This window comes from Jannaschia sp. M317, assembly GCF_025141175.1.
GTDB lineage: Bacteria > Pseudomonadota > Alphaproteobacteria > Rhodobacterales > Rhodobacteraceae > Jannaschia.
In genome coordinates, this window is the sequence record NZ_CP081155.1 from 3,213,995 (window position 1) to 3,238,514 (window position 24,520).

At 63.7% G+C, this 24,520-nt stretch carries 26 protein-coding genes; 12 read left to right on the forward strand and 14 right to left on the reverse strand.

Annotated features, from left to right (window positions below):
* Positions 1-127: 127 nt before the first annotated feature.
* The 5 genes from K3551_RS16435 to hmgA all read right to left on the reverse strand — a co-directional run bounded on the left by K3551_RS16435 (position 128) and on the right by hmgA (position 5,225).
* Entirely contained in the window at positions 128-1,279 is a 1,152-nt protein-coding gene (locus tag K3551_RS16435) for a CmpA/NrtA family ABC transporter substrate-binding protein (protein ID WP_259915749.1), read from the reverse strand.
* Positions 1,276-1,860, reverse strand: a complete 585-nt coding sequence (locus K3551_RS16440; protein WP_259915750.1) for an ANTAR domain-containing response regulator — start codon at positions 1,858-1,860, stop codon at positions 1,276-1,278. Before K3551_RS16440 ends, K3551_RS16435 begins: the two co-directional genes overlap by 4 nt.
* Before the next feature lie 112 nt (positions 1,861-1,972).
* Positions 1,973-3,238, reverse strand: coding sequence for a fumarylacetoacetase (gene fahA, locus K3551_RS16445; protein WP_259915751.1), 1,266 nt, complete (start codon positions 3,236-3,238; stop codon positions 1,973-1,975).
* Complete coding sequence (maiA, locus tag K3551_RS16450) at positions 3,235-3,867, reverse strand: maleylacetoacetate isomerase (protein WP_259915752.1); 633 nt, start codon at positions 3,865-3,867, stop codon at positions 3,235-3,237. The genes fahA and maiA overlap by 4 nt, the downstream gene beginning before the upstream one ends.
* A complete protein-coding gene (gene hmgA, locus K3551_RS16455) occupies positions 3,864-5,225 on the reverse strand; it encodes a homogentisate 1,2-dioxygenase (protein ID WP_409197386.1) in 1,362 nt (453 codons plus the stop codon). The genes maiA and hmgA overlap by 4 nt, the downstream gene beginning before the upstream one ends.
* Positions 5,226-5,293: 68 nt before the next feature.
* On the opposite strand from hmgA, the gene K3551_RS16460 reads away from it, so the two are divergent.
* A complete protein-coding gene (locus K3551_RS16460) occupies positions 5,294-5,728 on the forward strand; it encodes a MarR family winged helix-turn-helix transcriptional regulator (protein ID WP_259915754.1) in 435 nt (144 codons plus the stop codon).
* A gap of 538 nt (positions 5,729-6,266) precedes the next feature.
* Here K3551_RS16460 and K3551_RS16465 read toward each other — a convergent pair.
* The 7 genes from K3551_RS16465 to K3551_RS16495 form a co-directional block, all read right to left on the reverse strand.
* Positions 6,267-7,406, reverse strand: coding sequence for a substrate-binding domain-containing protein (locus K3551_RS16465; RefSeq protein WP_259915757.1), 1,140 nt, complete (start codon positions 7,404-7,406; stop codon positions 6,267-6,269).
* Between the two features lie 56 nt (positions 7,407-7,462).
* A complete protein-coding gene (locus K3551_RS16470) occupies positions 7,463-8,596 on the reverse strand; it encodes an ABC transporter permease (RefSeq protein ID WP_259915759.1) in 1,134 nt (377 codons plus the stop codon).
* The gene (locus tag K3551_RS16475; RefSeq protein ID WP_259915761.1) at positions 8,593-9,387 is read right to left on the reverse strand and encodes an ATP-binding cassette domain-containing protein; all 795 of its coding nucleotides are present in this window, start codon (positions 9,385-9,387) and stop codon (positions 8,593-8,595) included. The genes K3551_RS16470 and K3551_RS16475 overlap by 4 nt, the downstream gene beginning before the upstream one ends.
* A 94-nt stretch (positions 9,388-9,481) precedes the next feature.
* Entirely contained in the window at positions 9,482-10,093 is a 612-nt protein-coding gene (locus K3551_RS16480; RefSeq protein ID WP_409197387.1) for an alpha/beta fold hydrolase, read from the reverse strand.
* Positions 10,094-10,210: 117 nt separating this feature from the next.
* The gene (locus K3551_RS16485) at positions 10,211-10,972 is read right to left on the reverse strand and encodes an HpcH/HpaI aldolase/citrate lyase family protein (RefSeq protein WP_259915764.1); all 762 of its coding nucleotides are present in this window, start codon (positions 10,970-10,972) and stop codon (positions 10,211-10,213) included.
* A gap of 21 nt (positions 10,973-10,993) precedes the next feature.
* Positions 10,994-12,061, reverse strand: a complete 1,068-nt coding sequence (locus K3551_RS16490) for an Ldh family oxidoreductase (protein WP_259915765.1) — start codon at positions 12,059-12,061, stop codon at positions 10,994-10,996.
* Positions 12,054-12,614, reverse strand: coding sequence for a cupin domain-containing protein (locus K3551_RS16495; protein ID WP_259915766.1), 561 nt, complete (start codon positions 12,612-12,614; stop codon positions 12,054-12,056). Before K3551_RS16495 ends, K3551_RS16490 begins: the two co-directional genes overlap by 8 nt.
* 115 nt (positions 12,615-12,729) lie before the next feature.
* Between K3551_RS16495 and K3551_RS16500 the strand changes: the two genes are divergently transcribed.
* The 5 genes from K3551_RS16500 to K3551_RS16520 all read left to right on the forward strand — a co-directional run bounded on the left by K3551_RS16500 (position 12,730) and on the right by K3551_RS16520 (position 17,566).
* Positions 12,730-13,764, forward strand: coding sequence for a rhamnose ABC transporter substrate-binding protein (locus K3551_RS16500; protein ID WP_259915768.1), 1,035 nt, complete (start codon positions 12,730-12,732; stop codon positions 13,762-13,764).
* 84 nt (positions 13,765-13,848) lie between these two features.
* A complete protein-coding gene (locus tag K3551_RS16505; RefSeq protein WP_259915769.1) occupies positions 13,849-15,330 on the forward strand; it encodes a sugar ABC transporter ATP-binding protein in 1,482 nt (493 codons plus the stop codon).
* Entirely contained in the window at positions 15,327-16,304 is a 978-nt protein-coding gene (locus K3551_RS16510; protein WP_259915771.1) for an ABC transporter permease, read from the forward strand. The genes K3551_RS16505 and K3551_RS16510 overlap by 4 nt, the downstream gene beginning before the upstream one ends.
* Complete coding sequence (locus K3551_RS16515; protein ID WP_259915772.1) at positions 16,301-17,269, forward strand: ABC transporter permease; 969 nt, start codon at positions 16,301-16,303, stop codon at positions 17,267-17,269. The genes K3551_RS16510 and K3551_RS16515 overlap by 4 nt, the downstream gene beginning before the upstream one ends.
* 3 nt (positions 17,270-17,272) lie before the next feature.
* Positions 17,273-17,566 carry a GYD domain-containing protein gene (locus K3551_RS16520; RefSeq protein ID WP_259915773.1) on the forward strand — a complete coding sequence of 98 codons (294 nt, stop codon included), beginning with the start codon at positions 17,273-17,275 and terminating at the stop codon, positions 17,564-17,566.
* Positions 17,567-17,569: 3 nt separating this feature from the next.
* Here the strand turns inward: K3551_RS16520 and K3551_RS16525 are convergent, their stop codons facing one another.
* Both K3551_RS16525 and K3551_RS16530 read right to left on the reverse strand, forming a co-directional pair.
* Positions 17,570-18,271: a GntR family transcriptional regulator gene (locus K3551_RS16525; RefSeq protein WP_259915775.1), complete on the reverse strand. Its 702-nt coding sequence runs from the start codon at positions 18,269-18,271 to the stop codon at positions 17,570-17,572.
* A 162-nt stretch (positions 18,272-18,433) separates the two neighbouring features.
* The gene (locus K3551_RS16530) at positions 18,434-19,801 is read right to left on the reverse strand and encodes a PLP-dependent aminotransferase family protein (protein WP_259915777.1); all 1,368 of its coding nucleotides are present in this window, start codon (positions 19,799-19,801) and stop codon (positions 18,434-18,436) included.
* A 267-nt stretch (positions 19,802-20,068) separates the two neighbouring features.
* Here K3551_RS16530 and K3551_RS16535 point away from each other — a divergent pair, with 267 nt between their 5' ends.
* The 6 genes from K3551_RS16535 (at position 20,069) to K3551_RS16560 (ending at position 24,516) form a co-directional block, all read left to right on the forward strand.
* Complete coding sequence (locus tag K3551_RS16535; protein WP_259915780.1) at positions 20,069-20,551, forward strand: MSMEG_0572/Sll0783 family nitrogen starvation response protein; 483 nt, start codon at positions 20,069-20,071, stop codon at positions 20,549-20,551.
* Positions 20,552-20,643: 92 nt separating this feature from the next.
* A complete protein-coding gene (locus tag K3551_RS16540; protein ID WP_259915782.1) occupies positions 20,644-21,624 on the forward strand; it encodes a Nit6803 family nitrilase in 981 nt (326 codons plus the stop codon).
* Positions 21,617-22,717 (forward strand): MSMEG_0568 family radical SAM protein, encoded by a 1,101-nt coding sequence (locus K3551_RS16545; RefSeq protein ID WP_259915784.1) that lies wholly within the window; start codon positions 21,617-21,619, stop codon positions 22,715-22,717. Before K3551_RS16540 ends, K3551_RS16545 begins: the two co-directional genes overlap by 8 nt.
* The gene (locus K3551_RS16550; RefSeq protein ID WP_259915785.1) at positions 22,714-23,262 is read left to right on the forward strand and encodes an MSMEG_0567/Sll0786 family nitrogen starvation N-acetyltransferase; all 549 of its coding nucleotides are present in this window, start codon (positions 22,714-22,716) and stop codon (positions 23,260-23,262) included. The genes K3551_RS16545 and K3551_RS16550 overlap by 4 nt, the downstream gene beginning before the upstream one ends.
* Complete coding sequence (locus K3551_RS16555) at positions 23,259-24,245, forward strand: sll0787 family AIR synthase-like protein (RefSeq protein WP_259915787.1); 987 nt, start codon at positions 23,259-23,261, stop codon at positions 24,243-24,245. The genes K3551_RS16550 and K3551_RS16555 overlap by 4 nt, the downstream gene beginning before the upstream one ends.
* The gene (locus tag K3551_RS16560) at positions 24,238-24,516 is read left to right on the forward strand and encodes an MSMEG_0570 family nitrogen starvation response protein (protein WP_259915789.1); all 279 of its coding nucleotides are present in this window, start codon (positions 24,238-24,240) and stop codon (positions 24,514-24,516) included. Before K3551_RS16555 ends, K3551_RS16560 begins: the two co-directional genes overlap by 8 nt.
* The last annotated feature ends 4 nt before the right edge of the window (positions 24,517-24,520 follow it).

Consider the following 24,520-nt stretch of genomic DNA (forward strand, 5'->3'; position numbering starts at 1 on the left):
TGTCGGAAGTCTGTCGGGGCGTCTGTGCCCTTGCGTTGATGGTGTGCGACCCGGCGCGGGACCTCAATGCGAAATGCCGCCACGCAGCATGAATTCGGGGCGCAGACATGATCCGCCCAAATAATAATCAGCTTTCGGGGGTCGGATCGAAGGTTTCGCCATCAAAGAAAGCATCCGGCCCCAGAATCATGTGCCCCTTGGTCGAGGCGACAGCCGTCGCGTGGCGCATCGCGCCCTCGATCTTTTCGGAAGCCCCCGGCAAATCCGCGCCCAGCGGTCCCAGCACCTCCCGGTAGAGGTCCGACCGGAACGAGGCCCGCGCCAAGGCTCGCGCCTCTGCGTCCGCACCCAGCCGCTCGGCGATCCAATTGGCCTGGGACCGCCAGGGAAAATTGGCGGTATGACGGTGGAACAGCTGGAACTGAGGCACCTCCACCGGCGAAGCCCCCTGCGCTGGCGTCAATCGGCCGGTGATCGCGGGGTCGATGGTCTGATCCGACAGGTCCAGATGTTCGCTGCGCGCCAGGATCTCGATCGCCAGCGGCTTGTTGCGGGGCGCATCCAGCCAACGACAAGCGTGGTAGACCGCGCGCATCAAGGCCCGCGTCGTCCCCGGCGCGGCCTGAATGCGGTCATGGCGCATGGCCAGCACCTTTTCCGGTGAAAAGGCCCAGATCGCCTGGCCCGGCAGCCACAGCTCTGCCACGCCGCGAAGGACGGCGTCCGATCCCCAGGGTTCACCGACCCACAGGGCGTCCAGCTCGCCCCGCTCCATCGCGTCAGCCATCCGCCGGGGCGGCACGGTCACGACCTCTATCGCCGCGCCCTGCAACGCGGGCGCGCGTTCCAGGAAATAATCCAGCAACAGCCGGTGCATGGAATAGGGAAACGGCACACCGATCCGCACCCGTGCCTCGGGGGCCAGGGCAGAGGCCACCGCCGAGACGTCGCCAAAGACCGCGCCCCGGTCCCGCATCCGCGCAGCCAGCGCGCGGGAAACGCCGAACACCGTCCCGTTCACCGCCAGCACCATCAGCGCATCAACCTGCGCCGACAGACCGCCCAGCCCCATCGACATGGCCACCGGCATCGGCGACAGCATCTGCGCCGCATCCAGATGGCCCAGCACCAACATGTCGCGCAGCGCCGACCAGGACGGTTGCGGCATCAACGACAGCGACAGGCCTTCCTCGGCGGCGAACCCAAGTTCCCGTGCGATGACCAGCGGTGCGCAATCCACGAGCGGCACATAGCCGATATTCAGCACCTGCCCGGTCATGACAGCAGATCCGCCGCAGTCACCAGCGCCTGCGCCACGTCGATCACCTTGCGACCCTGATCCATCGCGGTCTTGCGCAGCAGGCCATAAGCCTCCTCCTCCGAACAGCCCCGCTGCCGCATCAGGATACCCTTGGCGCGGTCGATGGTCTTGCGGTCGTGCAGCGCCCGCTTGGCGGCGTCCAGCTCCGACTGCATCTGTCTCATCAGCTGGAACCGGGCGATGGCCGTTTCCAGCACCGGCTTGATCCGGTTCATTTTCAGCCCGTCCACAACATAGGCGCTGACGCCTGCGTTCAGGGCGGCCCGCGTCAGCTCATCGTCGGTCTGGTCCACGAACATGGCGACGGCCCGCGCCTTGGGGTCCGAAACCAGGCTGAGATGTTCCAGCGTGTCGCGATCCGGGTTCGCCAGGTCGATCAGCACGATATCCGGCGAGATCTGCTTGATCGCGCGTTCCAGACCGCCGGGATGGGCCAGGGCATGGACATCGGTCATCCCTGCTTCGCAGAGGGCGTCGATGATCTGGCGCGCCTTGTCGGCGTCGGCTTCCACCACAAGAATGCACAGGCTGTTTTGCATGAGGCCTGCCTATCCCTCCGGTCGGGGCAGGCCAGATGCGGCGCGCACGCACAGGCCCCGCTACGCGTCGGTGGTCAAACCGGCGGCAGAGCCGGTGGCATCTGCCGAATTATTAAGCGCTCGCCGCATCCCGCCCAAAGGGGTCCGGCAAGGCAGGCAGCAGCTGTCCCGCGCAGGCACCAAATCCGATCCGCACGCCCTGACCCCAGGCATCGCCGCGCAGCACGACGGTATCGCCATCGTCCAGAAACGCCCTTTCTGCCCCGCAGGTCAGTTGGATCGGCGTCTTGCCGCCCCATGACAATTCCAGAAGGGATCCGCGCGCCCCCTGCCCCGGCCCCGAAATCGTCCCCGACCCCAGCAGGTCCCCGACCCGCATCGGACAGCCGGAACTGGCATGATGCGCCAGTTGCTGTGCCGCCGCATAATACATCGTGTCGTAGTTGGTGCGGGCGATGACCGTCTCGGTGCCGCCCTGGGGCGTCAGACCAACCGTCAGGTCGATGTCATAGAGCAAGGGCGCGTCACTGGCCAAATGCGGCAGCAGCGGCACCTCGCGCGCGGGCAGCGGGCGGCGGAATGGGGCGAGCGCTGCGGCGGTCACGATCCAGGGACTGATCGTCGTCGCCGTGGCCTTGGATTGGAACGGGCCGAGCGGCTGGTATTCCCAGGCCTGAATGTCCCGCGCCGACCAGTCGTTCAGCAGAACGTAGCCAAAGATATTCGCCTCTGCCTCCGCCACCGTCAGCGGACCATCCGAGGGCGTTCCGACGACGGCACCCAGCTCCAGCTCGATATCGAACCGCTGAGACGGCGCAAGGCGCGGGGCGGCGTCATCTGGCCCCTTCAGCTGTCCCCAGGGACGCCGGACCGGCGTGCCGGACACCACCACCGAAGACGCCCGTCCGTTGTAGCCGATGGGAATATGCAGCCAGTTTGGCGGCAGGGCGTTCTCGGCCCCCCGGAACATGGTGCCGACATTGGTGGCGTGATGCCGGCTGGCGTAGAAATCCGTGTATTCGGTGACATCGAACGGCAGGTGCAGCCGCGCATCGGTCAGTGGGATCAGATGGGGGGTCAGCTGCGCCTGCCTGTCGCTGCCTTCGGACAACAACTCGGTCAGGCGCGCGCGCAGGACCGCCCAGGCGGCGTGTCCGGACGCCATGTGCGCGTTCCAGCCCGGCGCGGCAAAGACACCCCTGGTGCCCAGCAGTCCCGCCGCCTCGGCCCCGCATAGATCCAGCGCCTGATCCCCGATCGCCACCGCGCAGCGCGGGGCCAAAGTGGCGGTGGAAACCACGCCGCATGGCAGGTTGTTGAGCGGAAATGGCGTCTCGGCGGAATTGGCCGAGACCACCCAGGAGCGAAGCAAGGTCATCGAGAAGCGTCTTTCTGGTTTTCCGGTCGGGCCGCGTCAAAGGCAGGCAGGGCAAGGCACCGCGCCTCGATCTCGGCCAGCCGGGCAAAGGGTGCCAGGTCCACGCCCCAGCGGTGCGCGTTGTAAAGCTGGGCGGTCAGGCAAATGTCCGCCAGATCGGGCGTGTCGCCAAAGCAGAACGGAGTATCGGGGTCGATCAGGGCCGCAAAGGCCGCGAGCCCCTCGGTCAGCCAGTGACGCACCCAAGGCAGGCCCGCGTCTTCGCCTGTCAAACTCTGAAGCCGTCGAAGCACCTTCAGGTTGTTCACCGGATGCACGTCGGTGGCCAAGACCATGGCCGCCGCAAGAACCCGTGCCCGACGCACAGCGTCATCCCGGGGCAACAGGGGCGGTTCCGGCACGATCTGATCCATATAGTCCAGGATCGCCATCGACTGCGTCAGCACGTCGCCCGCGTCGGTCACCAGGGTCGGCACGGCCTTGATCGGGTTCAGCGCCGCATAGGCATCCGACGCCTGCTGTCCGGCAAGCAGATCGACGGGCACCACCTCTGCGTCGATCCCTTTCAACGCCAGCGCGATCCGCACCCGATAAGCGGTGGAGGAGCGCCAGTAGGAATAGAGCCTCATTTCTTCCCCGGCGTGCCGTCGAACTTCTTCTCCAGATCGGCCCAGCAGTCGATGTAGTCGTCCTGAAGCGGGGCCTCCTGCGCGGCGAAGCGGGTCAGATGCTGCGGGAAGCGGGTTTCGAACATGAAGGACATCGTGTCGGACAGTTTTTCGGGCCCAAGCTCGGCGTTGGACGCCCCCTCGAAGGCCGTCTTGTCCGGCCCGTGCGGCAGCATCATGTTGTGCAGCGAAAGCCCGCCAGGGATGAACCCCTTTGGCTTGGCATCATAGATGCCGTGGATGTTGCCCATCAGTTCGGACATGACGTTCTTGTGGTACCAGGGCGGGCGAAAGGTGTCCTCGGCCACCATCCAGCGGTCCCGGAACAATACGAAGTCGATATTGGCCGTGCCCTCGACGCCCGACGGTGCGGTCAGCACGGTAAAGATGGACGGATCCGGGTGGTCGAACAGGATCGCGCCGACCGGACAATAGGTGCGCAGGTCGTATTTCACCGGCGCATAGTTGCCATGCCAGGCCACCACATCCAGCGGCGAATGCCCGATCCGCGTCTCATGAAACTGACCCGCCCATTTGACCGTGACGGTGCTGGGGACGTCGCGATCTTCGAAGGCGGCCACAGGCGTCTTGAAGTCGCGGCGGTTCGCCATGCAGTTGGCCCCGATCGGGCCGCGCCCGGGCAGATCGAATTTCTGGCCATAGTTCTCGCAGACAAAACCACGGGCCGGCCCCTCCAGCACCTCGACCCGGTAGACGAGGCCGCGCGGCAGGATGGCGATTTCCTGCGGCTCCAGGTCGATGACGCCCAGTTCGGTGCAGAACCGCAGCCGCCCTTCCTGCGGAACGACCAGCAGTTCGCTGTCGGCAGAGTAGAAATAGGCGTCGACCATGCTTTCGGTCACCAGATAGACATGCGCCGCCATGCCCACCTGGGTGTTCACATCCCCCGCCGTCGTCATCGTGCGCATCCCCGTCAGCCAGGTCAGCGCCGCGTCCGCATGGGGCACCGGATCCCAGCGATACTGCCCGAGCGAGATGACATCCGGGTCCACATGCGGGGCAGATTTCCAATACGGCAGGTCGATCCTTTGGAACCGGTGGGTGTGCTTGACCGACGGGCGGATGCGATAGCACCAGGTGCGCTCGTTCTGGTGGGTGGGCGCGGTGAAGGCGGTGCCCGAGAGCTGCTCTCCGTAGAGGCCATAATTCACCTTTTGAGGCGAATTCATCCCCTGTGGCAGGGCACCTGGCAGGGCCTCCGTCTCGAAATCGTTGCCGAAGCCCGGCATGTATCCCGGCGTCGTGCCCACGGGGGTCCGGGATGTTTGCAGGCTGTGATTGGGGCTGTCTGACGTCATCGGCTCTCTCCCTCGCTCTACATTGGGGTATTGGTTGGTTTTGTAACTAACAACGGGTACCTGACCCCATGGCCCAAGACAGCGATTTCGACCTGGTGGATTTTCTGCCCTATCTTCTGAACCAGGCGGCCGAGGAATCGGGGCTGGCCTTTCAGCGGTATTACAAGGCGACCTATGGGATGCTGCGTACCGAATGGCGGGTGCTGTTCCACCTGGGTCGACATGGATCAATGACTGCGCGCGACATCTGTACACGGGCACGGGTGCACAAGACCAAGGTCAGCCGCGCGGTCGCGGCGTTGGAGGCGAAACGCTTCGTCACGCGGCACGTGTTGGAAACTGACCGGCGGGCGGAACGGTTGCGGCTGACGCCAGCGGGCGCACGCGCCTACGCCGATCTGCACGACAAGGCGCAGGCCTTCGACGCGCGCCTGATGGCCCCCTTCGACGCCGAGGAACAGCGCGTTCTGCGCCGCTGCCTGGTGCGCATCGCCGGACTGTGACGGATGATGATGGAGCTCCCTCAACGGCCTCGTTTCCTGGCGCCCCCTGATGAAGGGTTCTAGACGCGGCAGGCGCGGGATCGGTTGCCATGTGCTTTTGGTGACCAGGGGCCGATGATCGGAATGCCCATGACCTTGCCAGCAGGCATTTTTCGCGAGCGGCGGGAACAAATGCGTGCTGTGCGAGGCCTGTGGGCGGGAGCGGATCAGCCCGCGTGACACCTGGTCGATGGCGATGCACGAGTATCGAGGGGAAAGCGGCCTGACGCGCCATCAAATACATAGGCCGCACGATCCGGCGGCTTTAGATGGTGGCCCTTGCCCAAGACACACCGAGCCGCACGCATCGCGGGTTCGCATTGTCCTGCGGGCCCGCCGCTGACCGCATAGGCGCGGCAAATCCGTGGTGCGTTGATATGCTGCGCCGTTTCATCCGGGCAATCCGGGGTGCCGAAGACCGCCGAAGGATCGGCCCAACCGGCCAAGGTCCGCAGAACTCGTGGAAAAACCGGCTCTCCTGAGAGAGCCGGCTTTCGTCTTACTTGACCGGAGCGAGGCCCGAATACCGGAACGCCTCCTTCTCCAGCGCGTCGATCTCGTCGGCGGACATGTTCTTGTTCGCGATGGACATCCGCCCCAGGAACACCAGCGGAAGCTCATCCGTGCGGCCCTCAAGCACCGCCTTGATCGCCTCGGCAGCCGCTGCGCCGATGTCGTCGGACATCCGCATAGGCGTCGCGTCGAGCGTGCCCGCCCGGATGGCATCCAGTTCCACCGAAGTGCCGCCCCAAGCCGTCGTGAACAGGTCCTCGGTCCGTCCCGCCGCGATCTGTGCTTCGACCGCACCCATGCCCATAGCCGTGTTGGCGGTATGGACCACCTCGACCTCCGGGAAGGCCGTCATGATCTGCTCCATCGCGGAATAGCCAAGTTCGCGGTTGAAGTTGGCATATTGCTCGGCCGCCTTGACCCATCCGCCCTTCTCTTCCACGCAGTCAGCGAACGTCTCTGATCGCAGGTTGTCGATGGACCCGGGCAGACCACGGATAAGCGCGTAGGTCTTGTCCGATCCCAGTTCGCCGATCATGTAGTCACAGATCGCCGCCGCGCCCGACGGGGAATCGAAGTTGAACCAGGTAACCGGTTGCTTGGTCAGGGCCTTGAGCGGGGTGTGGTTGCCCCAGATCATCGTCGTGAACCCTTCGGTGTCGACCAGGCGCTGAATGTTGTCGCCCTGCGCCATCAGCTCGGACGGGGCATACATCACGAAATCCCAGATATCCGCATCGTTGACCGCCTGCGCGACGAACTGGTTCTGCAATTCACCTTCGTTCATCCGCGTCGCGAATTCCGTCGTCTCGTAGGGGATGCCAAGTTCATCCAGACGCGTGGTGAACGCGACATAGTTCCGGTTGAAGAAGTCGGAGGTATCCGCCGAAGGATAAATCAGGGCGATCTGGATGGGATCGTCGATCGCGACGGACACCTTGACCGGATCTGCGGCGATGGCCGCCTGAAGCGCCTCTAGCGTGCCGGGCTTGGTCACCTGCTCGGGACGCCAGACGTCGCGCTCACCGTCGTCGGGCAGCGTGAACAGCGGCAGGTCCTGTGCGAGGACCGGCGCGGCCAGTCCCAGGCAGATCGCCGAGGCGAATGTGGCTGCAATTGTAAGTTTCATGATCTTCTCCCTTTATCTTGAAATGGCGGGCGCGGGGGATCCCCGCGCCACGCCGGTTAGCCAACCGGTGCGCCCGGAAGGGCGAAACCAATGATGAGCAGTGCTGCAAGACCGGCGAGCAGGCCCCCGATGAACTTGAGGATCGACATGTTTTCCTTGCTGAGCAGCGCGGCACGGACACCGCCCCCGCCGTCGCGGTCCGTGGCCTGAAGCCAGGAATACGCAGCGACCGAAATCACGATGACCAGACCCGCGGCCACCGATTGCCAGAAGAACTCGATCCGAAGGATGATCGTCGCGTTGGTGATCATCGCCAGCAGGATGACCCCACACAAAGCGCCCAGCATCGAGGCCCGCCCACCGAAGAGCGACGTGCCGCCCACCACAACCGCCGCAATCACGTGCAGGTTGAGGAAACTGGCCGACGTTGCCTGGATCGAATTGAGCTTGCCCGCCAGCATGACGCCCGCGAACCCGGCGATCCCCCCCATCAATGCATAGGCAAAGATGCGTTGCTTGTGCACGGCGATCCCCGCCATCGACGCCGCATCCGGGTCCGACCCGATGCCCAGGGCATAGCGCCCGAAAAAGGTGCGCGTCAGGACGATGTGACCAATCACGATGGCTGCAAAGCCGATCAGCACGGGAACCGGCAGGAACCCCTCGATCCGGCCGCGCCCGATGGTGGTGATGATATCCGGGAAGGATGCCAGCACCAGACCCTTGGCCAGCACCAGCGCGATGCCCCTATAGACAAGATCCATCGCCATGGTCCCGATCAGGTCGGGCACGTTCAGCTTGGTCACGACCAGACCGTTGATGGTGCCCAGAACCGTGCCCAGCACGATCGCCACGCAAATCCCCGCGAACGGAGAAAACCCGTATTCCTTGACCAGAAAGGCCATGACGAGGGCGCTGAGCGCCGCGACGGAACCGATCGACAGGTCGATGCCCCGCTGCGCGATGACGAAGGTCATGCCGACAGCCATCGGCATGAAGACGGCCGCTTCCAGCAGGATGATCTCGAAGTTCGACGCCCGGAAGAAACGCGCGGGTTCCACCACCAGCATGAACAGCATCAGGAGGGCGATCATGAACACCGGCCCCAAGATCGAAAGATACGGCAGGACCCGGCTCCAGGTGGATGGACGGGGCATCGCGCCGGCCACGTTTGTCGTTGCCTGGGTCATGCGACCACCTCTTCCTGCTTGGTGCCGACGATCATGCCGAGCACCTCTTGTTGCGTCGTCTCGTCGATGCGGACCGTCCCGACCTTCTGACCACGCCGCATCACCTGAACGCGGTCGGCGACGTCAAACACGTCATCAAGAGAGTGGGAGATGAGCAGAACGGCCATGCCCTGATCGCGCAGGGCCTTGATGAGGCTCAGGGTTCTTGCGGTTTCCTGCGGGCCGAGCGCGGCGGTGGGCTCATCCATCACAAGAACCCGCAGATCCGCGTGATAGATCGCGCGGGCAATCGCCACGGCCTGTTTCTGGCCGCCAGAAAGGCTGTCCGTGGGGGCATCCATGTCTGGCAGGCGCGTGCCGAACCGGTCCAACAGAACCTTGGTCGCCTCTGCCTTCATCTTGGCATTGTCGAGAAACGGGATGCCCAGGATCGAGCGGGTCAGCTCGTTTCCGAAGAAGATATTGGCCGCCGGGGTCAGGTGATTGGCCAAGGCGAGGGTCTGATAGACCGCGTCAATCCCCAGGTCGATCGCGTCTGCGCGGCTCGTCAGGTTTACTTCGCGGCCATCGACAAAGATGGCACCCGAGGTCGGTTGCAGAACGCCCGTCAGAATCTTGATGAGGGTCGATTTCCCGGCACCGTTGTCGCCCACAATGGCGAGAACCTCGCCGGAACGTGCCTCCAGATCAACGTCGTTCAGCGCCACAGCGCCTCCGAACCGTTTGTGAATGCCACGCATGGCGATGATCGGACCGTCCGACCCCCTCGCCGTGGGCTTCAATGTGTCCATCGTAACAATTCCTCCCGAAATCCCGATTTCAGCATGGTTGATCATCGGTTAAATTGTCAACAATATATTTGACAATACTTTATGCCATTGTTTTTCATTGATTTAACCCACGAACCCAAGTGTGAATCACCGCAGCAGTCGCCTCGGGTTCCTCGAGCAGGACGAAATGCCCTGCGGCGGGGATGACGCTGTGCATCCCGTTGCGGGCGGTCGAGGCGATCTCCGCGCCCAGATCGACAGGCGTGAGCCGATCCTCCTGGCCGTTGATCATCAAAACCGGCGCGTCGAGACATGACAGCGCCGGTCGCGAATCCGGCCGCCCGATGGCCAGTTCGATCTGGGCCGCGAGATGGCTGCTAGGCGTCTCGTGGGCCATGCTGTGGATCAGATCCTTGGCCGGATGCCCGGGTCGCTGCGGCTCCGCGACGTAGCGGGGCCACAGGTCAGCCTCGACCAAGGCCGCCGCGCCGTCGCACTGAAACCGGTTGACCATCGCGCGCCGATCGGGCGCGAGGTCCGGCGTATCAGGCCGCGCAGTGGTGCTGATCAGGGTGATGCCGGCACAGCGGTCCGGTGCTTGCCGCATGATTTCAAAAGCAACCTGACATCCGAGCGAAAAGCCGACGACGTGAATGCGCGCCCCCAGGCCCTCGACCGCGCGATGCGCAAGCGCCGACAGGTCATCCTTGTCCAGCGCCTGCACCACCCTGATCGACCCTGACGCCGTCTGACCAAGGTGCTGGATCAGGGGCGCAAAGACCCGCCCATCACACAGCGTCCCGGGAATGAAGAGCCAGTCCGCTTTGCTCATCAAGGCACGCCCCTACTGCCCCAACGAGCGTTTGACCGCGCTGGCCATGGCCCCCGTCGCAAGCGCGAAATCGTTGCCGGGCGTCACCATCTGGAACCCTTCGTCGAGGCGTTTACGGGCCAGCTCGGGGCTGGCGCAGAAAATACCGACGGGGATCCCCGCCGCATTCGCGCGGGCAAGGATGTGCGCGATGGCCTTCGCGGTCTTGCTGTCTTCGGTTTCGGCGCTCGGACGCTCTCCGAGTTCAAGGGCGAGATCGTTGGGACCGACGTAGATCATGTCCAATCCGGGCACCGCCAGGATGTCATCGATGTTGTCCAGCGCCTCTGCTGTCTCAATCATGGGGATCGCCATGACCGCTTCGTCGGCATGATCGAAATAATCGGCCCCGCCATAGAGCTTTCCGCGCGCCGGTCCGAAGGAGCGTCGTCCCAAAGGTGGATAGCGGCAGGCCGACAGCAGCGCCCGGACGTCGTCCGCCGTGGATACCATCGGGCAGATGACGCCGTAGGCCCCGGCATCCAGCAGGTGCATGATCGAATGCCCCTCCAGCGAGGGGGCGCGCACGATCGGGACGGCCGGTGTTGCAGAAATCGCCTGCATCATGCCGACTGCAGCCTCGAACCCGATCATGCCATGCTGCAAGTCGACGGCGACGCAATCGTAACCGGAATGCCCTGCCCCTTCCGCAAGATAGCTTGAGGGGATGGCAAGCCAGCCGCAAACGATTGGCCTGCGCTCGGCGATCAGGCGGCGAAGTTTGTTCGGTCTCATGGATCGTACTCCGTAAACTTACTAGGCGGTCGCCGGGACGGCGGGCAAATCGCATCCGTGGCGGTCGGCAAGCGTGGCGATCTCGGCCATCAGCTTGGCAGGAATGGGCAGGCCATCCCTGCGGCGCGCGACGCTCGTTTCGTGCTCAAGCTCACCAGGCAGCAGCATCCGCCCCTTCGGGTCCCACATCGGTGAGGCGCGCAGCGTCTCGTGCATGTCCCGCATCCGGGCTTCGAGGGCCTCACGCCCAAGGAACGCCTCGGGGTCGATCACGATGAACATGTGACCGGTGTCGCTTGGGTCCTGGGGGGCGGAATACATGCTCTTGATGTCGAACTGATATGCCCCGCCGGTCAGCACGCCGCACAGGATGTCGATCATCAACGACAGCCCGAACCCCTTGTGCCCGCCAAGCGGCAGCAGAAATCCCTTGAAGCCGACAAAGGGATCGTCGGTCGGATGGCCCTGTGCGTCAGTGGCCCATCCAAAGGGAATCTTTTCCCCCTTTTCCTGCGCCAGCAACAACTTGCCCCCCGCGACCGACGACATCGAGATATCGAGGATCATCGGAAACTCCGCGCCCGTCGGTGCGCCGAAGGCCAGGGGATTGTTCCCTGTAATCGGCTTGGCCCCGCCCGGCACCACGAGGTTTGGGATGACGTTTGTCATGGCCAGCGCGATCATGCCCGCGTCGGTGGCCTGTTTGATATAAAGCGCCGCCGCCCCGAAGTGGTTCGAGTTGCGGACGGCGACCGCCCCGATCCCCTGGTCGCGGGCAATGTCGATCGCACGATCTGTCGCGCGGTGGCCCACGACGTAGCCAAGCCCGCCGTCGCCGTCCCAGACCTCAAACGCAGCCCGTCCGCCCAGGCATTTCACATCCGGTTGCTTGTTGACCGCCCCGTTCACCAGCCGTTCGGCATAGATCGGCAGCCGCAGCAGTCCGTGACTGTCGATCCCCCAGAGGTTGGTCTGAATCAGGTCACGGGCGCAAAGCGCTGCATCGGTCGACGGCAGGCCAAGACGGGTCAAAAGGTCGGCCACGAAATGTTCGGTCTCGGCGACCGGAAGCCGCGTTTCATCATTCATGGTGTGTGTCTCCCTTGGAGGCGAAAACCGCGAGCGGCTCTGCGCTGACCATGACGGATGCAAAAACGCAGGGCCGCCCGGATCGGTTGTGCCAGGTGTGTGCGGTGCCGCGCTGAATCAGGACGTCCCCTGCCTTCAGCAGCGTTTCACCCTCTTCGGTCACGGCAACGACTTCGCCGGACAGGATAATGTTGTAATCCACCGTCTCGTTGCGGTGCATCGTCGGGTCCTCGGCGCCCTGCACCTGAATGCCATCGGCCTGCAGGCTCTCGAAATCCCCGTCGACGGCCTCTGATGATCCGTCCGTTTCCGGCAAGAGCTCGACAATCCGGAACCGCGTTCCGCCGACGGGCGGGTGGTGGCGGACCGGGCCGGCGACCGCGTCGTTAGTCCCCAGATTGCTGGCAAGCGGCCCCCCGGTTTCCCACAATTCGTAGAACGTCAGGGCGCGCCCTGGCTGAACCATCGTTGTTTCGGGGGGGCCATCGGACAGGATGTAGGACCGCCCCCCATCCGTCGTCCCGGTTACCACTCTCTTGAAGTCCAAGGTCATCCGTCAATACGCCCCAATAAATCATCAATCATATTGTTGACAATTATACCGCCAATTGTAAAGCATGTTTCCAGGCCATCCCGTTTCGGGCGGCAAAAGGGGAGGGAGACCCGACATGTTTACAAAGATGCTGCGCCGCACCGTGCTGGCCGGACTGTGTTCCGGATTGGCGATCATGACACTGGGCACAGGCGCGGTCTCCGCGCAGGATCAGAAGCGGTACGCCATGGTCGTCCGTGTTCTGGGAAATACCGCGTTCGAGCTTGCCGGGATCGGCGCACAGGAAGCCGCCGACGAACTGGGGGTGGAGCTGATCTTCACCGGTCCGACCGAAAACACCGCCGAGGGGCAGGTTGCCTTGATCAACTCGCTCATCGCGCAGCGCATCGACGCGATCATGATCACCGCGAACGATGCCACCGCCCTGTCACCGGCCCTGCGCCGCGCTTCGCAGCGTGGCATCGCGGTCGTGACCTGGGACCAGGATACCGAAACCGCGGCGCGTTCCTTGCACATCGCGTCCGCAACCAACGAGCTGATCGCCCTTGCCCCCGTCAAGATCGCGCTGGATCTGACGGATGGCGGCGGCGACGTCGGCATTGTTTCAGGTCCCGCCAACTCGACCACCCAGAACGAATGGGTCGATGAAATGGTTCGCCTGACGACGCAAGACGACGCCTATAAAGGTCTCAACGTGGTCGAAACGGTCTATGGCGACGAACGGTCGGACAAGGCCTACAACGAGGCACTGGGCCTCGTGAACAAATACGAAAACCTGGAGGCAATCGTCGCCTACACATCCGTCGGCATCGCCGCCGCCTCGCAGATGGTTCGCGATCAGGGCCTGGTCGGCAAGGTCAAGGTGACCGGCCTCGGCTTTCCGACCGAGATGGTGGATCACGTCCTGTCCGGTGCCACGCCTGCCTTTGCGATCTGGAACATGGTCGACGTCGGCTACACGACCGTGATGGCGACCCATGCGCTGGTCGAGGGCGACATCACCGGCGCCCCCGGCGAGACGTTCGAAGCGGCGCGCATGGGGTCGATCGAGATTGGCGAAAACAACGTTGCCGTCATGGGTGAGCTGTTCGTCTACGATGCCTCCAACGTCGAAGACGCCGCAGCACTTGTCGAAAGCGCGGGCAAGTAGCGCTGCCCCCCTCACCACACCATCGCCGCCCGCCCCCGATCCGGGACGGGCGGCACGCCACAGGCGGATCCGAGGAACGCACGCATGTTGGAGATCGAGAATCTCACGAAACGGTTCGGCGGCGTCCGGGCGCTGACCGATGTGTCGCTGACGGCGCGGGCGGGCCGTGTCCTTGGGCTGATCGGCGAGAACGGGGCCGGTAAATCCACCATCGTCAAATGCCTGACCGGCATCCACCGTCCGACATCCGGCAACATAAAGGTCGATGGAACCGTACACGTCTTCAGCCGCCCCCAGGATGCAGCATCGGCAGGCATCGCGGCCATTCATCAGGAACCATCAATGTTCGACGACCTGACGGTGGCCGAAAACATCTTTGTCGGTGCCCTGCCCCGGCGGCGCGGCGGCTTTCTGGATTGGGGCGCCATGAACCGGCGCGCGACCGCGATGTTGCAGCGTATCGGCTCTGACCTGGCGCCATCCGCACTCGTCAAATCGCTGAGCGTGGCAGAACGCCATATGGTGTCCCTGGCCCAGGCGCTGGCAACGGACGCGGCGATCATCATCTTCGACGAACCGACCGCCGCTCTGTCGCAGGCCGAGATTCAGCATCTGTACGGCATCGTCGACAGCCTGACCGCCGAGGGCAAGGCGATCATCTTCATCAGCCACAAGTTCGACGAGATCTTCCGCATCTGCGACGACTATGTCGTGCTCTGCGATGGGGCGCTGGCCGGTCAGGGCCAGATCGCGGAGGTCACCGAAGACGATGTGATCTCGATGATGGTCGGGCGCACGGTCGGGGATATCTATCCCAAGTCCGCAGCCGACATTGGTGAGGTCGTGCTGGAGGTTTCAGGCTTCAGCCATCCGACGGAATTCGACAGCATCGACTTCGACGTGCGACAGGGCGAGATCCTTGGGTTTTACGGCCTTGTCGGCGCAGGCCGCACCGAAGTCATGGAGGCCGTTTTCGGCCTCAAGACCCGGTCGGCCGGCACCGTCCGCATCGACGGCGCGCCGGTCAGCATCGCGTCGCCTGCGGACGCGATGACGGCGGGCATTGCCTATGTCCCCGAAGACCGCCAACGCCACGGCGCGATCCTGCCATTCCCCATCACGTCAAACATCTCGCTGCCGCAGCTTGATCGATTGGGATCCGGCCCGTTCCTGAACCCCGCCGCCGAAACCCGGCTGGTCGAGGATTTCGCCGAACGCGTCTCGATCCGCGCCAGCAGCTGGCGTCAGAAGGTGTCGGAACTATCCGGTGGCAATCAGCAGAAAGTCGTCATCGGCAAGTGGCTGGCAACCAGGCCACGGCTGATCATTCTGGACGAACCGACCAAAGGCATCGACGTCGGGTCCAAGTCCGCGGTCCATGAGACGATCGGATCGCTCGTGCGCGAAGGTCTGGCTGTCGTGATCGTGTCGTCGGAACTGGAGGAAGTCCTGGGAATTTCCGACCGCATCGTCGTGATGGCGCGCGGCAGGGTGGTGGCGGAATACGCACGTCCCGATTTTTCGGCAGAGCGGATCGTCGCGACCGCGGCCGGGGGGGCGGCATGACCGCCGCCCTGCGTAGCCGCGAAGCCATCCTGGCCCTGGTCGTCACGGTGATGCTGGGCCTCGTCGCATTGCGCGCGCCCGGTTATCTGGCGTTCAGCAACGTGACGAACCTGCTTTCGAACTGGGGGTTTCTGCTGATCCTGGTCCTGGGGCAGCTCGGTGTGCTGCTGACGCGTGGGATCGACCTGTCTCAGGCGTCGATCCTGGCCTTTTCGGGCATGTTCCTGGCCCTGCTGTCGCAGGTTGCGCCGGACTTGCCGTCGGGGGCCTTTGTCGTTCTGGCGATGGCGATGGGCATCGGACTGGGCTTGGTGAATGCGGGCCTGATCGTGTTTGCGGGCCTGCCGCCGATCATCGCGACGCTAGGGACGATGACGGTCATCCGTGGCCTGATCTTCGTGCTCAGCGATGGGGCATGGATTTCGTCCCACGAGATGTCCGCCCCCTTCAAGGCCTTCCCCGCAGGCGCAGCCCTGGGCATTCCCAACGTGTTCCTGGTGGCGCTGGCCGCGACGTTCTTTGTCTGGATCCTACTGACGCAACGGCGGATCGGGCGCGATATCTATGCCTATGGCGGAAACCCGGAGGCCGCGCGAAATGCCGGCGTATCCGGTCGCCGGGTCGAGTTTCTGGTCTACGGCCTTTCGGGCGCGCTTGCCGGTCTGTGCGGCTATCTCTGGGCCGGGCGCTATGCCATCGCCTATACGCAATCGGCTGAGGGGCGCGAGTTCGCCATCATCGCCGCCTGTGTCATCGGAGGCGCGTCCATCACCGGCGGGCGCGGCACCGTCGCGGGGGTCGTTCTGGGCGCGCTGTTCATTGCGATCCTGGAAACCGCCCTGCCCTTCTTGCGCATCAACCCCTTCCTGCAACTTGCGCTGACCGGGGCCGTCATCCTGCTGGCCGTGGCGGCGAATGCACGGGCCGAGTGGCTGCCGGGCCGACAGATCTTGCCCCGGGAGGACCGCACATGAAACGTCTGGGATTGGGCCCTTGGGAACTGGCGCTGATCGTCATTCTGATTGGCGTCTGCGCCTTCATGAGCCGGCTGACGCCGTTCTTCCTTGATCCCTACAACCTGATCGACAGCACGGTGAACTATTCGGAAAAGGCGCTGATCGCGTTGCCGATGGCGTTGTTGATCATCGCGCGGCAGATCGATGTGTCGGTCGCGTCCATCGTGGCGCTTGCTGCCGTGCTGGTGGGGGTTGCCGCATCGGCCGGGGCACCAACGCCGGTCCTTGTCCTTGTCGGCCTGACCGTCGGCACGCTTGCGGGGGCATTCAACGGGTTGCTGGTGAATGTCCTGGGCGTGCACTCCATCGTTGTGACGATCGGCACGCTTTCGCTGTATCGGGGCATCGCGACCAGCATCGTGGGCGACGATGCCCTGACAGCCTTTCCGCAGTCCTACTTCTGGTTCGGGCAGCACTACATCGGCGGATATATCCCGGTTTCCTTCGTGTTCTTCCTGGTGGCCGCGGGGGGCGTTGGTGTCGTCCTTCATGCGACGACCTTTGGCAGACGCATTTTCGCCATGGGAACCAACCCGGACGCGACCCGGTATTCCGGTGTCGGTGTGGATCGCTACAAACTGGCCCTGTTCGCGGCGACTGGTTTCATGTGCGGCCTTGCCGCGATCCTGTTGTCCAGTCGGCTGGGCAGCGTGCGATTGAACATCGCGACCGGATGGGAATTGGAAGTCATCACCATGGTCGTGCTGGGCGGGGTCGGCATTGCCGGCGGCAGCGGGACGATCATCGGCGTGATCCTTGCCATCTTCGTGATCGGGTTCCTGACGTTCGGCCTGTCGCTCAACAACGTGCCTGGCATCGTCATGAACATCTATGTCGGCCTCATGCTAATCGGCGCGATCGCCCTGCCCAGACTGGCGGGCACGGCACGCGCAGTTCTGTTCTCAAAACCCAAGGAAGGTTAATCAATGCCCACCTACTACATCACCGAAGTCGTCACCCGCGAAGGCATGATGAGCATCGAAGAAGCACCAGAGCGTGCCAAGGGCGTCGTCGCCTTTGCGGCATCGATGGGCGTGACCGTAGAGGAATTCTCCTACTGCATCGCGCACTTCGACTTCATCATGAAAGTCACGGCCCCCGACGACGAGACGGTCGCGGCCTTTGGCATGGCGGTGCGGCGCACCGGCAACGTGACCGCCAATATCACGCGCGCTTTCACACCCGAAGAATGGGGCGGGATCGTAAAGCGCCTGCCGTGACGATCAGCTGATGGCACGCGCTCGGGGCGTCTCGACCTCCCTGGGCGCGTCTGCCCCGTGGCGAATGGTATACTGGTGATTGTATTGCCGGATCCGGGCGAGATCAAAATGGGACCGGATCGCCTCGATCAACGTATCGACCGAGGCTCCGGCCATGGCGTCGACAATCGCGAGATGCTGACTGACGACATTCTCCATCAAGGTGGGCGTCGCAAACTTCATCGAGGTTATGATGTGGGTGCGCGTCGCGTAATCGGCGATGGCCGCCGCGAGCACGGCGTTGCCGCAGGCCCCGTACTGAATTTCATGGAACGCCGCGTTGTGATGCAAGACGTCCCGGAATCGACCTTCGCGCGTCGCTTCTGCATGCAGTGCCTGAATCTCTCTCATCTTTTCGAGCACGTCCGCGGGCGCGGGCAGCTTCGTCAATCGCGCCGCCTGCAATTCAAGCAGTTCGCGGATCTCGAACAACTCCCTCACCTCGTCCGGATGCGGTTCCCGCACGAAAACGCCCCGGTTCGGAATCCGCGTAACGAGTTTGAGTTCCTCGAGTTGCGCGAAACTGTCCCTCAGGATGTGACGTTTCGTGTCGTAGCGCTCCACGAGTTGTTCTTCGCCCAGCTTTGCCCCGAAAGAGAAGGCCCCAACCACGATGTCGTCATAGAGGCGGGCTGTCAGGCTTCTCTCCGGCTGGCTAGGTGGCATCGATAACTCCGTCATTCATCTGTTCATCAACAAGGGGCGAACCGCTCGGGGGCGAGTGGAACACTTTTGTCGACAACAATGTACAAGACGCCCTGGCGATTTTGCAACACCTTCTGATCAACCGAAAGGCCGCGCGCCGCAGCCAGAAGATGTTGCTCCGCGTCATTCCCGGGACAACTGCCAGATCTGATTGTTGAGATGTGCCAGCGTTTGCGGCAGGGCCTTGCGATGCAGGCGCCCTCCAAGGCAGATCCGCACGAAACGGTCCTGATGGCCCAGGGTTCGAAATGCGCTTTCAGGCGAAATACCGATCTCGTGCTTGTGCATATGCGCCATCAACACCGCGCAGGTGACGTTTTCCGGCAGGCGAAGCCAGATGTTGAAGGCGTGAGGGTGGGACACGAAGTCGGCATCGATGATTGCCTCGGCAGCGATGTCCTGGCGGATGGCGGCTTCCTTGCGGATGAACCGACGGATCTGGTCCGCGGTGCCATCCAGCACCCAGCGCGTCGCAAGCGCTGCCGACACCGGAGAGGCCATGACAGACACCGCCCGGATCCCGTTTTCCAACGCGAACCCCGCGCGGGCGCTCGGGGCGATCGTATAGGCCAGGCGCAGCCCCGCGCCAATGCACTTGGCGAGCCCGCCAATATACCAGGTCAGGCCCGGCGCACTGGCCGCCATCGGAGGCGGCGCGTCGGGCAGGACAAAGCCGTATGCGTCATCCTCGATCAGGGGCAGGTCGTGGTGCTTCATCACATCGGTGATGTCCAGGCGACGGTCCTGCGGCACGATCATGGTGGTCGGATTGTGCAACGTCGGATTGAGATACAGCGCCTTTGGGCGGTGCTCACTGATCGCCGTCTCCAACGCATCAGGCAGGATACCCTGCCCATCCATCGGCACCCCGACAAGGCGCAACCCCAGCTGGGCGGCGATCTTCTTGACGCCCGCATAGGTGACATCCTCGCACAGGATACAGTCGCCAGGCTGCGTCAGGATCGTGAGGATCGTCAGCATCGTCGCATGGGCCCCAGGCGTGACGGCAATGCGCTCCAGGTTGGGAACCAACCCGCGCATGGACAGCCAGATCGAGGCCGCCTCCTTGTCGATTTCACCGCCGATCGGGTTTTGGTAGCGCAGCAGATGGACCAGGTCGTTCGACACGGCCGACAGCCCCCCGCGCATACGCTCCAACAGCTCGGGATCAGTCGGCTCCGGCGGGGCGTTCATGGTCAGATCGTGGGCCAGCGCCCGGCGTTCATCCCCGGTGTCGCTGAAACTGTGCTGCGGCAGCACAAAGGTGCCCCGCCCGACATGCGTTTCGATCAGGCCCCGGCTGAGCGCCTCGGTATAGCCGCGCGAGACGGTGGTGAAATCGACCCCGATCATATCCGCCAGCTTGCGCTGCGCTGGCAGTCGGTCGCCGGGCAAAAGCACGCGATCCTTCATGTCCTGCGCAATGCATTCCGCAATCGCGAGGTATCGAGGCTTGCCCGACTTTTCGATTCGCAGGGGCCAGTTGTCCATGACGTCTCCGGGGTCAGTGTCGCAGGGTGACCGTATTGTATGGATAATTCACCTACAATGCGGGCCGGGCCCATCCGGCACCGAAGGGCAGCGTGAGACCGGAAATGCCCATATAACCTTCAGCTCAAACCCTGAATGCCCAAGAATCCTACAAAGACATACAATCAATACAATTAGATTGATCGCATAATTGTATGGGTAAATAGCGCCCACCCTTGGAGCCGGTCAATCACAGGACATTGCCCCAGCGAACCACAGGAGATCGCAATGCCCGAAGTCACAACCCCGGCCCACAAGGACGGCGATTTTTTCGTAAACTACGAGGAAAAGGTTTTCGAAGACGTCCAGGCCAAGGAAGGCGAGAAAGCTCTCGTCACCTTTCACTCGGTGGCCTTCGAAGGCTCCATCGGATTGGTCAACATCCTGCAGGCCATCCGCCTTCAGCGGAAAGGGTTCGAGACCTCTGTCCTGCTTTACGGTCCCGGTGTTTCGCTTGGCGTGCAGCGTGGCTTTCCGACGCTGGGCGACGAGGCATTTCCGGGCGCACAGAACTACGCGGCCAATCTGACCAAGTTCATGAAGGAAGGCGGCAAGGTCTATGCCTGTCGCTTTGCTCTGCAGATGCTGATGGGCCACGGCGAGCCGTCGTTGCTGCCGGGTATCACGCCGATTGCCCCACAGGACGTGCTGGATCTCAAGCTGCTGCACATCCGTGACAATGCGGTGATCGTCGACACCTGGACGCTGTAGCCGCGTCGGCAGCGAGGCGGTGGTTTCGACCCCGCCTCGGCTGTCCCCTTTCCCAGTCAGACCCACAACGCCAGGCGTTCGCAGGAGGCCCCATGTCAGACCGTATTGTCCGTGCCGCAGCGGTTCAGATTGCCCCAGATCTGACAGGCCGTGCAGGCACCATCGAACGCGTCCTGAACGCGATTGCCGAAGCCGCCGAAAAGGGCGCGGACCTGATCGTCTTCCCCGAGACATTCGTTCCTTACTATCCGTATTTCTCGTTCGTGCTGCCGCCGATGTTGCAGGGCGCGGAACACCTGCGCCTCTATGACGAAGCCGTTGTCGTCCCCTCGCCCGAGACGCAGGCCGTCGCGGATGCGGCCCGCAAGCGGGGCGTCGTCGTCGTACTGGGCGTGAACGAGCGGGACAACGGATCGCTGTTCAACACGCAACTGATCTTTGACGCCGATGGATCGCTGGCCCTGAAACGGCGCAAGATCACGCCGACTTACCACGAACGGATGATCTGGGGGCAAGGCGACGGGGCCGGCCTGAAGGTGGTCGACACCAAGGTCGGACGCGTCGGGGCCCTGGCGTGCTGGGAACACTACAACCCCCTGGCCCGCTATGCGCTGATGTCTCAGCACGAGGAAATCCACGTCGGCCACTTCCCGGGCAGCCTGGTCGGTCCGATCTTTGGCGAACAGATCGAAGTCACGATGCGCCACCATGCGCTGGAATCCGGTGCCTTCGTCGTGAACGCCACGGGCTGGCTGACCGAAGAACAGATCCAGTCGATCAGTGACGATCCAAAGCTGCAGAAGGGTCTGCGCGACGGCTGCATGACCTGCATCATCTCGCCCGAGGGGCGCCACGTGGTGCCGCCGCTGACCGAAGGCGAAGGCATTCTCATCGCCGATCTGGACATGAAACTGATCACCAAGCGCAAGCGCATGATGGACAGCGTCGGCCATTATGCCCGGCCAGAGTTGCTGCATCTGGTCCACGACATGCGCCCGGCCCACCCGGTGCAGCGTGTCGAAAATGTCCACGATCTGACCACACCCGCAGAGACGGAGGCCGAAGATGTCTGAAGCTGATCTTATCAACGAGCTGCAAACCCACGGCATGCGCATGGTCGATCCGACCGTCGGCATGGAAAGCCGCCGGGGCGGGGCTGGTCCGACCGATCACAAGGCGGTCACGATCGGCGGATCGACCGTGATGGTTCCGGTCCACACGGCCCCGGCCTTCGACAGCCCCTACATCGTCCAGGCCCCCGATGCCGACGGCATGGCAGAGGTGACAAAGGCGGGCGTCTCGTTGGGTCGGCTGCGATTTCCGCAGCGTCCCAGGTTTTATGACCTCAAGACCGCCGACGGGATCGAATACCACAAGATCGCGACCCTGCATTCCAAGGACGTGCTGGCCACCACGGTCCTGCAGGAATGCATCCGCTATGCCAGCCGAAAGAAGACCTGCCAGTTCTGTTCGATCGGGCAATCGTTGGCTGCAGGCCGCACGACCGCGCACAAGACGCCGGCCCAATTGGCCGAAGTGGCCAAGGCCGCGGTCGAACTGGACGGCGTAAAGCACATGGTCATGACCACCGGCACCCCGGCGGGCCGGGACCGCGGCGCGCGGGTCATGGTCGAAAGTGCCGCGGCCATCAAGGCGGCCGTGGACCTGCCCATTCAAGGGCAATGCGAACCCCCGGAAGACGACGTCTGGCACGAACGCATGTTCACGGCCGGCATCGACAACCTGGGCATGCACCTGGAGGCGGTAACCCCCGAGGTGCGCGCCCGCGTCATGCCGGGCAAGGCGCAGGTATCGCTGGAAAAGTATTTCAGCAGCTTCAAGGCGGCTGTCCGCGTCTTTGGGCGCGGTCAGGTTTCGACCTATATCATCGCCGGGCTGGGCGACACGCCCGAGGCAATCTTGGAGACCTCGCAAGAGCTGTGCCGGATCGGCGTCTATCCCTTCGTTGTGCCCTTCGTGCCGGTGTCCGGCACCCCGATGGAAAGCCATCCCGCGCCCGACGCGGCCTTCATGGCCAGCATTCTGCGCCCCCTGTCCGGCATGATCCTGCGTGCCGGCATGAGCGCCGAGACATCGAAGGCGGGCTGCGCCAAATGCGGGGCCTGCTCGGCACTGTCGACCTATGAAAAGCTGAGGGTCGCATGAGCTTTCACAGCCCCCGCAGCTTTCTGTCGCCGGATTTCATCATCCGCGCCGCCGCGCGCCCATGGGAGCTGAACGGCCTGCGGCAGCTGCGCCATCAGGTTTTTGTCGAGGAACAGGGCATCTTCGACACCGACGACCGGGATGCCATAGATGACATCGCCCTGCCTCTGGTCGCGATCAGCACCTTTGCCTCCGAGGCCGATCAGGTGGTCGGATGCGTCCGCATCCACGAGGCCGCCCCCCGCGTCTGGCGCGGATCTCGTCTGGCGGTGGCGCAGAGCCACAGGCGTATGGGGCGTCTGGGGGCCGAACTGATCCGCCTGGCGGTCTGCACGGCCCATGGGCGCGGCTGTGACCGGTTTCTGGCGCAGGTGCAGATGCAGAACGTAGCGCTGTTCCGGCGGCTGCACTGGGCCCCTCTTAGGGAAATCGAGGTCCACGGCGTCGCGCACATGGAAATGCAGGCGGACCTGGCCGCCTATCCACCGATCCTGGACCCCTTTGCCGGTTGGACGGCCCGGTCTGCACGGCGGAGGGCGGCATGATGAAACCGCACCTTCCGCTGCGCAAACTGGCGCAGGATCTGCGCGATCACCCATCCGTCCGGGGCAAGCTGGACATCTCGCAAAGCACCGGGACGCTGGGGTTGACCACCCAAAGCGACGGACAGCCCGGCGATGACTGCGCCGTTCTGCCGACAGCAGACGGATTTGACCTGTTTTCCTGCGAGGGGTTCATCAACGCTTTCGTCAAGACCGACCCCTGGTTTGCCGGGTGGTGCGGGGTGATGGTGAATATCTCTGACATCCTGTCCATGGGCGGGCGCCCCCGCGCGGTGACCAATGCGATCTGGGCACCCAGCGCCGAACAGGCACAGCCGGTCCTGGCGGGCATGAAGGCCGCGTCGCTGGCCTATGGCGTTCCGGTCGTCGGCGGTCACACGAACCTGCGCACCGACGACTTGCAGCTCTCGGTGTCGATCATCGGTCACGCCAAGGCGCTGATCTCCAGCTTTGCGGCGCGCGCCGGCGACGTTCTGATCTGTGCCATCGACTTGCGCGGCAGCTACCGGGAACCGTTCGACAATTGGAACGCCGCACTGACCACGGCCCCGGACAAATTGCGCGAGACGATGGAAATCCTGCCCTACCTGGCCGAAGCCGGGCTGGTCACCGCGGGCAAGGACATCAGCCAGGGTGGCATCGCGGGCACCGCGCTGATGCTGGCGGAAACCTCTGGCGTGTCCATCGAGATCCAGCTGGACGCCCTGCCCTGTCCTGCGGGTGTGGACATGGCGCGCTGGCTGCGCAGCTTTCCAAGCTTTGGCTTTCTGTTGTCCGCCCGCCCGGACCAGGCGGCGGCCGTTTGCGCGGCCTTTGCCGGATCGGGCATCGCAGCCACCGTTTGCGGCGACGTCCGCGACGGCAGCGCCGTGCATCTGACCTCCCGCGAGGGCACGGCGCTGTTCTGGGATCATGCGCGGACGCCCTATCTGAACCTATCCGCAAAAGAGACCTCCGATGCCTGAGACCCGCTTCACCATTCGCTGGCCGGATGGCCAGGTCGAGACGTGCTATTCTCCGTCGACCATCGTGCGCGACTTTCTGGCGGCGGATACGACCTATCCGATGACCGATTTCCTGGCCCTCTGTCAGACGGCGCTGACCCAGGCCAGTGCGCGCGTCGAGGCCAAGTTCGGATACCGCTGCACCAGCGCCGAGGCCCAGCTTGCCGCGATAGAAAGCCGGGCCAGAACCTTTTCAACCTCGGCAGATGTCACCTGCCTTTCGATTGCGTGAGGAG

Coding starts and splice junctions, on each gene's coding strand:
- K3551_RS16520 (WP_259915773.1), top strand. CDS start 17,273: ATGCCCACCTACTACATCACCGAAGTCGTCACCCGCGAAGGCATGATG.
- fahA (WP_259915751.1), bottom strand. CDS start 3,238: ATGACCTTGCTTCGCTCCTGGGTGGTCTCGGCCAATTCCGCCGAGACG.
- K3551_RS16485 (WP_259915764.1), bottom strand. CDS start 10,972: ATGAGACCGAACAAACTTCGCCGCCTGATCGCCGAGCGCAGGCCAATC.
- K3551_RS16545 (WP_259915784.1), top strand. CDS start 21,617: ATGTCTGAAGCTGATCTTATCAACGAGCTGCAAACCCACGGCATGCGC.
- K3551_RS16435 (WP_259915749.1), bottom strand. CDS start 1,279: ATGACCGGGCAGGTGCTGAATATCGGCTATGTGCCGCTCGTGGATTGC.
- K3551_RS16495 (WP_259915766.1), bottom strand. CDS start 12,614: ATGACCTTGGACTTCAAGAGAGTGGTAACCGGGACGACGGATGGGGGG.
- K3551_RS16510 (WP_259915771.1), top strand. CDS start 15,327: ATGACCGCCGCCCTGCGTAGCCGCGAAGCCATCCTGGCCCTGGTCGTC.
- K3551_RS16475 (WP_259915761.1), bottom strand. CDS start 9,387: ATGGACACATTGAAGCCCACGGCGAGGGGGTCGGACGGTCCGATCATC.
- K3551_RS16500 (WP_259915768.1), top strand. CDS start 12,730: ATGTTTACAAAGATGCTGCGCCGCACCGTGCTGGCCGGACTGTGTTCC.
- K3551_RS16530 (WP_259915777.1), bottom strand. CDS start 19,801: ATGGACAACTGGCCCCTGCGAATCGAAAAGTCGGGCAAGCCTCGATAC.
- K3551_RS16550 (WP_259915785.1), top strand. CDS start 22,714: ATGAGCTTTCACAGCCCCCGCAGCTTTCTGTCGCCGGATTTCATCATC.
- K3551_RS16490 (WP_259915765.1), bottom strand. CDS start 12,061: ATGAATGATGAAACGCGGCTTCCGGTCGCCGAGACCGAACATTTCGTG.
- hmgA (WP_409197386.1), bottom strand. CDS start 5,225: ATGACGTCAGACAGCCCCAATCACAGCCTGCAAACATCCCGGACCCCC.
- K3551_RS16515 (WP_259915772.1), top strand. CDS start 16,301: ATGAAACGTCTGGGATTGGGCCCTTGGGAACTGGCGCTGATCGTCATT.
- K3551_RS16540 (WP_259915782.1), top strand. CDS start 20,644: ATGTCAGACCGTATTGTCCGTGCCGCAGCGGTTCAGATTGCCCCAGAT.
- K3551_RS16440 (WP_259915750.1), bottom strand. CDS start 1,860: ATGCAAAACAGCCTGTGCATTCTTGTGGTGGAAGCCGACGCCGACAAG.
- K3551_RS16465 (WP_259915757.1), bottom strand. CDS start 7,406: ATGAAACTTACAATTGCAGCCACATTCGCCTCGGCGATCTGCCTGGGA.
- maiA (WP_259915752.1), bottom strand. CDS start 3,867: ATGAGGCTCTATTCCTACTGGCGCTCCTCCACCGCTTATCGGGTGCGG.
- K3551_RS16505 (WP_259915769.1), top strand. CDS start 13,849: ATGTTGGAGATCGAGAATCTCACGAAACGGTTCGGCGGCGTCCGGGCG.
- K3551_RS16470 (WP_259915759.1), bottom strand. CDS start 8,596: ATGACCCAGGCAACGACAAACGTGGCCGGCGCGATGCCCCGTCCATCC.
- K3551_RS16460 (WP_259915754.1), top strand. CDS start 5,294: ATGGCCCAAGACAGCGATTTCGACCTGGTGGATTTTCTGCCCTATCTT.
- K3551_RS16560 (WP_259915789.1), top strand. CDS start 24,238: ATGCCTGAGACCCGCTTCACCATTCGCTGGCCGGATGGCCAGGTCGAG.
- K3551_RS16555 (WP_259915787.1), top strand. CDS start 23,259: ATGATGAAACCGCACCTTCCGCTGCGCAAACTGGCGCAGGATCTGCGC.
- K3551_RS16535 (WP_259915780.1), top strand. CDS start 20,069: ATGCCCGAAGTCACAACCCCGGCCCACAAGGACGGCGATTTTTTCGTA.
- K3551_RS16525 (WP_259915775.1), bottom strand. CDS start 18,271: ATGCCACCTAGCCAGCCGGAGAGAAGCCTGACAGCCCGCCTCTATGAC.